Origin of the sequence: Trinickia sp. (assembly GCF_051954495.1) — a bacterium.
Lineage (GTDB): Bacteria > Pseudomonadota > Gammaproteobacteria > Burkholderiales > Burkholderiaceae > Trinickia.
Genome location: NZ_JBQCHR010000103.1, coordinates 1 through 9,846, shown reverse-complemented (window position 1 = coordinate 9,846; position 9,846 = coordinate 1). Strand labels below are relative to the sequence as shown.

At 61.6% G+C, this 9,846-nt stretch carries 9 protein-coding genes; 7 read left to right on the top strand and 2 right to left on the bottom strand.

Annotation, left to right across the window (positions count from 1 at the left end; all coding sequences use genetic code 11):
• The 4 genes from ACTHNR_RS13975 to ACTHNR_RS13960 all read left to right on the top strand — a co-directional run.
• Positions 1-626: hypothetical protein (locus ACTHNR_RS13975; RefSeq protein ID WP_440548259.1), on the top strand; the 626-nt coding region annotated here is incomplete at its 5' end.
• Between the two features lie 3 nt (positions 627-629).
• Positions 630-2,429 (top strand): hypothetical protein, encoded by a 1,800-nt coding sequence (locus tag ACTHNR_RS13970; protein ID WP_440548258.1) that lies wholly within the window; start codon positions 630-632, stop codon positions 2,427-2,429.
• Positions 2,430-2,839: 410 nt separating this feature from the next.
• Entirely contained in the window at positions 2,840-3,025 is a 186-nt protein-coding gene (locus tag ACTHNR_RS13965) for a DUF488 family protein (protein ID WP_440548257.1), read from the top strand.
• 165 nt (positions 3,026-3,190) lie between these two features.
• On the top strand, positions 3,191-3,610 hold the full coding sequence (locus ACTHNR_RS13960; protein WP_440548256.1) for a GFA family protein: 420 nt from the start codon (positions 3,191-3,193) through the stop codon (positions 3,608-3,610).
• Between the two features lie 104 nt (positions 3,611-3,714).
• Here ACTHNR_RS13960 and ACTHNR_RS13955 read toward each other — a convergent pair whose 3' ends face one another.
• Positions 3,715-5,067: a Fic family protein gene (locus ACTHNR_RS13955; RefSeq protein ID WP_440548255.1), complete on the bottom strand. Its 1,353-nt coding sequence runs from the start codon at positions 5,065-5,067 to the stop codon at positions 3,715-3,717.
• Positions 5,068-5,173: 106 nt separating this feature from the next.
• Positions 5,174-6,550: an MFS transporter gene (locus tag ACTHNR_RS13950; RefSeq protein WP_440548254.1), complete on the bottom strand. Its 1,377-nt coding sequence runs from the start codon at positions 6,548-6,550 to the stop codon at positions 5,174-5,176.
• 144 nt (positions 6,551-6,694) lie between these two features.
• Between ACTHNR_RS13950 and ACTHNR_RS13945 the strand changes: the two genes are divergently transcribed.
• The 3 genes from ACTHNR_RS13945 to ACTHNR_RS13935 all read left to right on the top strand — a co-directional run.
• Positions 6,695-7,432, top strand: a complete 738-nt coding sequence (locus ACTHNR_RS13945; RefSeq protein WP_440548253.1) for an ArsR/SmtB family transcription factor — start codon at positions 6,695-6,697, stop codon at positions 7,430-7,432.
• A gap of 182 nt (positions 7,433-7,614) precedes the next feature.
• The gene (locus ACTHNR_RS13940; RefSeq protein WP_440548252.1) at positions 7,615-9,327 is read left to right on the top strand and encodes a pyrrolo-quinoline quinone; all 1,713 of its coding nucleotides are present in this window, start codon (positions 7,615-7,617) and stop codon (positions 9,325-9,327) included.
• Positions 9,328-9,479: 152 nt separating this feature from the next.
• A partial coding sequence (locus ACTHNR_RS13935) for a YqhA family protein (RefSeq protein ID WP_440548251.1) occupies positions 9,480-9,846 on the top strand: 367 nt, incomplete at its 3' end.

The window sequence follows — 9,846 nt, the reverse complement described above, 5'->3', positions numbered from 1 at the left end:
ATCGTGCCCGACTGATTGGCCTCTTTTGTGGTGTGGCGGCCTGCGCCGTGTTCTTTGGGGGCGAGGCTGTCAACCCTCCGCGCCTCAAGCAACTGCTTGAATCGTTTCGTCAGAGTCCGCTCGATAGCTACGAGTGGCTGGACCTTGCTGACAAGGCGCTGGAGCTGCAACCCTTCGAGGCTCTCGATGCGACCACACGCAAGCACGTCCTCGATGGCGCACTCACGCTGGCAGAAACGCTGGTAACGCGACAAGTACTGGAATCACTGGTCATTGCGACCCTGAGCGAGAACAGTAGCACCGAGCCGCGTTTCCCGCGTTACCAGAAGATTCACGACCAGTTGGGCACGCTTCATCGCAACCAGGTCCGTAGCGGAAAGACGGGGCGGCTCTTTGGGATTATCAGTGCGGAACTCAGCCCACTGACAATGAACACGCGATGCCCGGCCTGCAACGCGCTTCTCGGCACACGGGACATGGTCGCCCTCCTTTCACACAATGGCGTCGCCCTGCACTCGCCAGGCTGCAACAAGCCGGTCTTCGTTGGCCTTGACCGCGAAAAACTGGAAACAGCCCATATCCCGCGTGCCTTATTTGGCTACGTGGGCCCCGAACTCAAGGAGTAACCCATGCTTGACTATCCCCAATATGTGCCCCGGCCGGAAGGCGCACGCGGGCCGGACCCGCTGGGTATGCAGTCCACTATCATGGGCCTTTACCGCAAGGTCTTGCCCGGGCTGAATAATCGCGCAAGATACACCCGGGTCTACTCCGCGATTTGCTGGATGGTGTCGCAGATATGGGATACGCTGGACGACGACGCATCTGATGAAGCTATCCAGGCCGCATTTGACGCAGGCATCCCCAAGATTCAACTGCTGCTGGTATGGGGCAATACCCGCTGGAACGTCCGCGCTATTCCCGGTTCGAGTCGGAAGTGGCCCACCGACAATGACCCTGGCGTGCTGTCCTACAGTGCCATGCCAACACGCGGCTCAAGCGCGGCTCTGGATGCGGATGATGAGGAAGAAGAAAGCGACGACGCTGGGCCCGACGGCACCACGTTCCTCGGGCCTGACGAGTACGCGCCAAGCATCACCAACGGCCTTCAATTTCTGAGCCGCTGGCAGGGCTACCATCAGGTCTTCGAGCTGACCGAGGCAGGCGAGGCGCTGGCGGAGTCCTTTGAAAAATTGTTGCGGGAACACTACCCCCAGAAAGCACAGTGGCTTCGCGACCCTTCCAGGAATTCCATTAAGGCCTCAGGCGTCGACGCCCTGTGGGAGGTGCTGCGGCTGGACAAGACCACCCGCGATGAACGGGAGGCTTTTGCTCAACAACTTTTTCCAGATACCCCGACGTCCGCGCTTTCGCCTGATTTTGCGCTGCGGCGTGACGGCATCATGCTGGCGCTGCGCGCCCTCGCAGCAGAAGAGCAGTCCACACCGGGGAAGTATGTGGATGTTGGCCGCATCCGGCATACCATGGCGCGAGGTGTCGGCTCTGACGGAAAGCCCTTGAACCTGAAAGGCCTGGAGACGACACAGCTTGTCTGGAAGAGTTTGCAAATCCGCAAGTACCTGAAAGTTGCTCTGGAGACACTTTTCAGGTCCTGCGAAGTCCGGATTCACCACGCCATAAGCCGGTCTTTCCAGACCGATGCGTCAGGTCGACGGCATTACATTAACCGGGATATTGAATCCATCGCACGCGCGGTGGCCGAAGTTGGCAGCAAGAGTTTGCTGGGTGAAAAAGCTGGCACGGTTGCAAGACTGCTCGACGCTATCGAGGAACGTCGCAAGGATGCGCCCGACCTCTATTGTGCGGGTCTGAAGGACAAGGATATCGACCTAGCCAGCAATCTGGCCTACCTCGTAAAAAAGTCAAAGTTCCGTATGACCGACGAGCGGGAAAGTGACGCCGTCGGGAGTGCACTGTTTGCCGTATTGTGGTGTGCAGTTCAGGCGCGCTATATGCCCTCGGCCTGTATTGTTGAGGATGGCGACCGGTTATCGCTGGATGTGCTGCAGGCGCTGGTACAACGCTTCCTGCACGATACTCCGGAGGACTTTCTCGTCGCCCTCATCAGCGAACATGTCATCAATCTGCATTTCGATGTTGCGCGGGAACGTTGCGAAGAAGACTACAGCGCGGGGCGAACCGTCAAAGACCGGTACCGGATTCTGATGGGTGATGAAGGCCTTGAACGCAATCAGTCCAGGGGCCACAAGCTGACCCGGGCCATCGAGATGCATGACATTCTGCTACATGCGCTGTACCTGCTCAGTCAGACAGGATTTCTCGCGGAACACTCCACCCGCGCCGGGCACTTCAAGCTGTCCGCTGCCGGGACACGACGGGCGGAAATGGACCTGGAAGCACTCGACGGTCCCGCCTCAGTGAACGAGAACAACCTGGTCCCCGTATAGCTGCTTGCGGTGAGACGGGTCCGATGCTTGCCACCTGTGCCCTTGAGGTCCGCGAGCTTGAGGGCGGCGCCTGTCTTCCCCCTGCCCAATCATCTCCTTGCACCCAGCGCTCGTTAGCCGTCGCAAACAAGCAATTCGGTCGCACGCTATGGAATGAGGACGTGCCTTGCGATAACGGTCGGCTTATGGTACAAAGTCCGGGTACAAAGCGTGATGCGGTCGGTTCAACAACCCTTTGATTATTAAAGGGTAAGGCCATTTAGACGCAGCAGGGAGTCTCCTCCCTGATTCGCCACCAAACAAAACAAAGGGTTACAGTCCTACGCGGCTGTAACCCTTTGTCGTTTTTGGCGTCGTGTTTCGTGGGGCACCCTCTTCTTCGCGATACCGTCGCTCGTCGGAGGTAAGCGATGACTGTGTCCACCATAGGCTACGAAGGACTGGACATCGACGCGTTCATTTCGCTTCTCTCGGAAAACGGCATCGAAACAGTGGTGGATATCCGAGAACTACCTTTGTCGCGCAAGCCCGGGTTCTCGGAAATTGGCCGACCCAATTCTTTCCGCGCCGCGTGCTGCGTGGCTGGCTGGGCTTGACATTAGGACCGAATGACCGCGTTACGTTCGGCGTCGTCACTCATTTATTTCGTCACGGAAAATGGGTGCCGGAATGGTTGTGCACGAAATCGGATACCGTCGTCACGTGCCCGCGCCCACTGCAATCCTCGATAATCAGCCTCACCGAATCAACAAGAGGTTGCCATGAACCAGGAAACACGCATCACGGGCGGGTGCTTGTGCGGCGCGTGCCGATACACCTCAGGCGGCACGCCGCTCAACGTGCGCGCGTGCCACTGCCGGCGGTGTCAAAAAACTACCGGTTCTGCGTTTTACGCGCGCGTGATGGTGCCGTTCGACGGCATGCAAGTGGAAGGACCAGTTTCATGGTACGAAGCCGAAAGCGGTTTGCGTCGCGGCTTCTGCTCGCAGTGCGGTTCGACGCTGTTTTCAGCGCGCCCCTCGGCCGGGACCGTCGGCATCGCGCTGGGCTCGCTCGACGAACCGGATGCATTCGAGCCCATGGAGCATATCTGGACGTCCTGCAAACAAGCCTGGCTCTCGATCGACGATGGTCGGACGCAATACGATGAGGGCATCCCGTTGCCGGTGACGGCTCGCTGACCCTGCGCGCGCATCCCCACGTCCGCGCATCGACGCCGCGCAGCGTCCGGCAAGCGGATCGGTAGTCGGCCTAAGCTTCCCGGACCATCGGCCCATCAACCGCCCTAATGCGGCCGATCCGCATCGATCCAAGCCTGCGTGGCCGTGAGCGTCAGCCGATAACGCGCGTAGTTGAATACCTCGAGCTTTTTCAACTCATCAAGCAGCATGGCCTCGAAACCCGGCGCCTCGGCCTCGGTTAGCCCGAGCTCTTGCACCGCGGCTTGCGCCGATTTTCCGTCGCGAACCACTAACCCGATGGCCTCGGTCAAATACTCCCGATACCGCAGCCGCAACGGATTCGGGGCGCCGATCGACTCCATCACGACAACGTATTTGTTCATCGAGCGCCGGTAAGTCCATGCGAACAGATCCGCCGCACGCGAAACGTCGAGGAATTCGTACACACCTAGCATCGCTTGGGCATAGTCGTGCGGGCTGACGTCCAAAAAGGACAATGGCGCGCAGTTGTAGAGCATCAGTGGAATGTTCGCCGCGAGGCGACTCGTGCGCTTATTCCCGTCCTCGAACGGCTGCAGATAAGCCAGATTCACCCAAAGGAAAAAGGCGGCCTCGACGGGATTCTTGACGAGCCTTGCCTTGGCCAAGATGCGCTCCAGCATTTCTTCCAGCAAGCCGGGCACTTGAGTCGGCACGTACACGGTGTCGCTGATATTGACCAGCTTCTTGCGGATGACGCCCAATGCATCGGTATCGGCAAGCAGGTCCTGCATGAGGACCGCATGCAAGTTCCGAATGAGGGCCGTCGACAGGCCCTGCATCGGCACGGCATCCACCAAAAACTCGATGGCGGCTTTGTGATTCAGGAGCATCACCGCGTCGGTGTCGCTGCCTGCCGTCCCCCGCTTGAACAGATCTTCGGTCGCCAACAAGGTGTAGCGATTGCCCTCTAGCCGAGACGATGACCACGACAGATCGATGAGCAGTTGCTCCAGCACCTTGCGCGCGTACGTTCCCGCCGGCTGCTGCTCCCGCAGCCGGCCATCGCGGTAAAGGTCCCGCGCCAGCGATTGCGGCATCAGCCACGTCTCATTGGGAACGTAGGCTTCGACGAATTCGCGCCGATAAGTGACCGGGGAGCGGGCACCTAACGGAAGATCGAGTTTTCGGCCGAGCTCAACGGCAGCCGGCGACCATACTGGACCCGGCGCGACGGGAAGCTCCTGAGTAGATGTCAGCGGGCTGGACGCCGACCCGGCAAGCCGGTAACGCGTTGCCCGCGCCGCCCCGCTGCGCGTGAGTTGGCCGTTGACGCACAGCGCCTCCAGATGACGACGAACCGTCGACGAGCTCGCTTGCGTGACCCTAGTCACGTCGGTCGAAGACACCGAAAGCCTGCCTTCGTCCGCCAATCGCCGGATGGCCTCGAGGACCATTGCAGGGGTCAATCCGCTCATGTATCTGCTCAGTATCCGCTCAAATTTGAGCAGATACTAACGCAAATGAGCGGATACTGCAGAAATGAGCGGATACTGAGCAGATACTGAACGGATTCCCTCCCCCTCACGATTCAACCGCTCCGCGGGACCGTCCAGGTTCCGCCACCATCATCCGCCAACACAAAGCACCCAGCAGCGACAGCGCAATGGCAATCCAGACCGCCACGCGCACGCCGACCGCGGCCGGTTGCACAGCGCTCGCCAGCAAGCCGAAAATCGCCACGCCGAACGCCGAGCCGCTTTGACGGCTCGCGTTCAGCATCCCAGCCGCGACGCCGACGTGCGTCTTGTCGATCGCGCCGAGCAGCAAAGCCGTGGCCGCGGGCGTAATGACGCCGGCCCCGAAACCGATCGCCGGAAAACACAACGCCACTCGCCAGTACGACACATCGTCAGCCAGCGAAAGTAATCCGGCAAATCCGGCCGCGTACAGCAAGAATCCTGCAACCACGACCCGCCGTGCCCCGTATGCCGTACCCAACTTCCCCGCCGAGAAGCTGCCCGCGGTCACCATGACGGTCAGCGGCAGGAACGCAAGCCCCGTTCTGAGCGATTGCCAGCCCCGTCCCTCTTGGAAGTAGACGCTCAGCAAGAACAGCAACCCGTAAAACACGAGCGCCGAAACGAGCGAAACGATGACGGATGCCGAGAAAATCGGCTCGCGAAACAAGGCGAGCGGCAACATCGGCCGCAGCCGGCGGCGTTCGATCGCGATGAAGGCAATCCACCCGGCGACGGCCGCAGCGCAACCAGCCATGATCGGCCTAGAAGTCCAACCCAGCTTGACGCCCTCGATCAGCACCGCGACCGAGCAGGCCAGTGCAACGATGGCTGCCGCTTGGCCGGAAAAATCCATGTGTTCGACTCGCTTGCGCGCGGCGGACGGTATGTTCAAGGCCAGCAACGCGCCGCAGATCGTGATCGGCACATTGACGAGGAAGATGCTGCGCCATCCGAGCCAGTGAATCAGAAGGCCGCCGACGAGCGGCCCCGCCGCCATCGCGACACCGCCACACCCGGCCCACACGCCGATGGCGCCCGCGCGCCGCCGTTCGTCCGTATAGGCGGCGCGGATCAACGTGAGCGAACAGGGCACGAGCAGCGCTGCCCCAACGCCCTGCACGACGCGCGCAGAGACGAGCATCGCCATGTTGGGCGCCACGCCGCAAATCCCAGAGGCCGCGCCGAATATCAGCAAGCCAGCCACGTAAACATTGCGGGCGCCGAGCCGGTCGCCGAGCAGCCCGCCCGTGAGCAGCAAGCTCGCAAATGTCAGCGTGTACGCATTGACGACCCATTGGAGCCCGGCCACGTCCGAGCTCATCGCCGCCGCGATGCGAGCCAGCGCGATATTGACGATCGTCGTGTCGAGAATGACGACGACATAGCTCAAGCTCGTCGCCCATAACACGCTTCTTTCATATCGACGTTTCTCGTTCACGTGCATGCATTCGTTCGGGGGAAGAGTTCGTTGACTATAGGGCAGGGGACATCGAGAATGCTTCGACGCGTATCGAAGCGTCAGCAGCAATGCGAAACTCCCACGCACTGCAACGTGTAGATCGTGCGAACCCGAGGGGCAACTTTGAGTCAGCACAACATTTCCACCGTCGCGCACCTGATCGCGGAACCCGTGCGCGCCGTCATGCTGATTACGCTGACGGACGGCCGCGCCCGGCCGGCGGGCGTGCTGGCGAATGCCGCGGGCGTCACCGCGCAGACGGCAAGCGCCCACCTCTCGAAGTTGCTCGACGGCGGCTTGCTTCGCGTCGAGAACAAGGGGCGGCACCGCTACTACAGCCTTGCAGGGCCGCACATCCCGCGCGTGCTCGAAAGCCTCGCATCGGTCGGTCCTGTTACGCGGGCATGGCGATCACCGGTCACGCGCGGCGCACGACAGATGCGCTTCGCGCGTTGCTGTTACGACCACCTCGCCGGGCAGCTAGGCGTGGCCCTTACCCGAGCCATGCTGACGCGTGGCTACCTCGCCGAGCGCAACGAATACGAGTACGAATTGACGCCTGCCGGTCATTCGCTGCTGCAGCGGATCGGCGCCGACACGAGCGTCGCATTCTCGGACGGCGCCGTCCAAGCACATCGGTGCCTCGACTGGACGGAGCGGCAATACCATGTTTCCGGGCCGCTGGGCGCGCAATTGATGGACACGTTTTGCGCGCGAGACTGGATCCGCCGAGGTCCTGAAACTCGTGCGGTCATCGTCACGCCGGCGGGGTGGGATGCGCTACGCGAATACTTCGGGATCGAAGTCGACGATTTGCAAGCGTCTCGCGCCAACTCCGCCGATTGTTCGGAAAGCGCCTGACAAGACCGCACGTGGCGTAGCCGGACGGCACTTCGTCGTGGCTCGCTTCGCACCGAGCGCCTAAGCTTTTCCGATGAAAAGGCGGCAGCGCAAAGGGCGATCGGCAGCGTAACCTCCCGCGCCCGCCCCTAACGGCACGGGATATGCTGTTCCCATGCCGTGCCCGCTCTGCGGAGGACGTCATGAACCACGCGCACCGCCCTTCCCCTTTAGTCAGCACCCTTTCGCGAAGCGCCCTTGCATGCGCACTTGCCGCTATGTGCGCTTCATGCAGCGGCGGAGGCGGCTCGTCGGGCGCGCCCGCCCCCAGCGGCAGCGCGGGCGGCGGCAGTGCGGGCGGCTCCGGCGGTTCAGGGAATTCCGGCGGCAACGGCGGTATGGCGTCGGCCGCCGACGTACTCACCTATCACAACGACCTGGCGCGCACGGGCCAGTATCTCGCCGAGACGACCCTCACCCCCGCCAACGTGAACGCGGCGCATTTCGGCAAAGTGGCGTTTCTGCCCGCCGACGGCAAAGTCGACGCGCAACCCCTATATGTGGGCAATGTGCCGATGAGCGGCGCGACGCACAATGTCATCTACGTGGTCACCGAACACGCCAGCGTCTACGCTTACGATGCCGACACGAACACGAAACTATGGCAACGTTCGCTGCTCGGCAGCGGCGAAACGACGAGCGACGACCGAAACTGCGGCCAAATCACGCCCGAGATCGGGATCACGTCGACGCCGGTCATCGACCGCTCGCGCGGCGCCAACGGCGTCCTGTACGCCGTGGCGATGAGCAAGGACGCAAACGGCGGCTATCATCAACGCCTGCATGCGCTCGATTTGTCCTCGGGCGCCGAAGTTCTCGGCGGCCCCACGGAAATCGCCGCCACGTATCCGGGCGCCGGCGCGGGCAGCACGAACGGCGTGACGGCATTCGATCCGAAACAATACGCGGAACGCCAAGCGCTGACGCTCGTCGGCGGCAACGTCTATCTCGCTTGGACCTCGCACTGCGACCAAGGCGCGTACGCAGGCTGGGTGATGGCGTACAGCGCCGACACGCTCGCGCAGACGAGCGTGGTGAACGTCACGCCGAACGGCAGCGAAGGCTCGATTTGGATGAGTGGCGCGGGCATGGCTTCGGACGGTGCTGCGCTCTATTTTCTCGATGCGAACGGCACGTTCGAGACGACGTTGAACGGCGACGGCTTCCCATCGAATTCCGACTTCGGCAATACCTTCTTGAAGCTATCGATCGCGCCGCAGCTCGCGGTCGCCGACTATTTCGCCCCCTTCGACACGGTGGCGCAATCGAATCAAGACGTCGACCTCGGCTCGGGCGGCGCGCTGCTGCTTCCGGACATGACCGATGCGAGCGGTGCGACGCGCAAGCTCGCGGTAGGTGCGGGCAAGGACGCGAAGATCTATGTCGTCGAGCGCAATGCGATGGGCAAATTCAACAGCACGCACAACGCGATCTGGCAGGAAATCGACGGACAGCTTAACGGCGGTGTGTTCGCCATGCCGGCCTACTATGGCAACGTCGTCTACTACGGCGCGGTCGGCGACAACCTAAAAGCGTTTCCCATTGCATCGGCCAAGCTCGCGACGACGCCCAGTTCGAAAAGCCCGGGTACGTTCGCTTATCCGGGCGCGACGCCGAGCGTGTCGGCCAACGGCGCACAAAACGCGATCGTCTGGGCCGCGGAGAACGGCAGCGTCGGCGCGCTGCACGCTTTCGACGCCGGCAACCTCGCTCAAGAGCTGTACAACAGCAAGCAGTCGGGCACGCGCGACACATTCGGCGCGGGCAACAAGTTCATTGCGCCGATGATCGCGCGCGGACATGTGTACGTGGGAGCGACGAACGGTGTCGCGGTGTTCGGGTTGCTCAATCCGTGAGCGCAAGGCTTCGTCGGCCGCAGCTTCGCCGCGCGTGTCCCATCTCGACTGAACGTTCCATCGGCGCTGTCACAAGGTGATTGTAAAATTGCGGTTTCGTACGGCAAGCAAGCCATGCATGCCGATGCGCGCCCATAAAGGAACACCGCCCCATGCATCAACGCAACGCTTTCGAAAAACTGCTCGAGTTTTCTCTTTTCAAATCGCGCTGGCTGCTCGCGCCGTTTTACGTCGGTCTCGTGCTCTCGCTCGTCATGCTGCTCGTCGCCTTCGTGGGCGAGCTCGTCCATGGGTTGAAGGGGCTTTTAACCGCCACGCCCGAGCAGATCATCCTCGCGACGCTTGGGCTCATCGATCTTTCGCTCGCGGCCAACCTCGTCGTCATCGTGATTTTTTCAGGCTACGAGAATTTCATTTCGAAGATCGACACGGGCAACAGCGAAGACCGGCCGAGCTGGATGGGTACGCTCGATTTCTCGGGGTTGAAGATGAAGCTGATCGGCTCGATCGTCGCGATTT

What these genes read in the sequence shown, in the direction of transcription:
- ACTHNR_RS13965 (WP_440548257.1), top strand. Translation starts at nt 2,840, where the DNA reads ATGACTGTGTCCACCATAGGCTACGAAGGACTGGACATCGACGCGTTC.
- ACTHNR_RS13970 (WP_440548258.1), top strand. Translation starts at nt 630, where the DNA reads ATGCTTGACTATCCCCAATATGTGCCCCGGCCGGAAGGCGCACGCGGG.
- ACTHNR_RS13955 (WP_440548255.1), bottom strand. Translation starts at nt 5,067, where the DNA reads ATGAGCGGATTGACCCCTGCAATGGTCCTCGAGGCCATCCGGCGATTG.
- ACTHNR_RS13960 (WP_440548256.1), top strand. Translation starts at nt 3,191, where the DNA reads ATGAACCAGGAAACACGCATCACGGGCGGGTGCTTGTGCGGCGCGTGC.
- ACTHNR_RS13940 (WP_440548252.1), top strand. Translation starts at nt 7,615, where the DNA reads ATGAACCACGCGCACCGCCCTTCCCCTTTAGTCAGCACCCTTTCGCGA.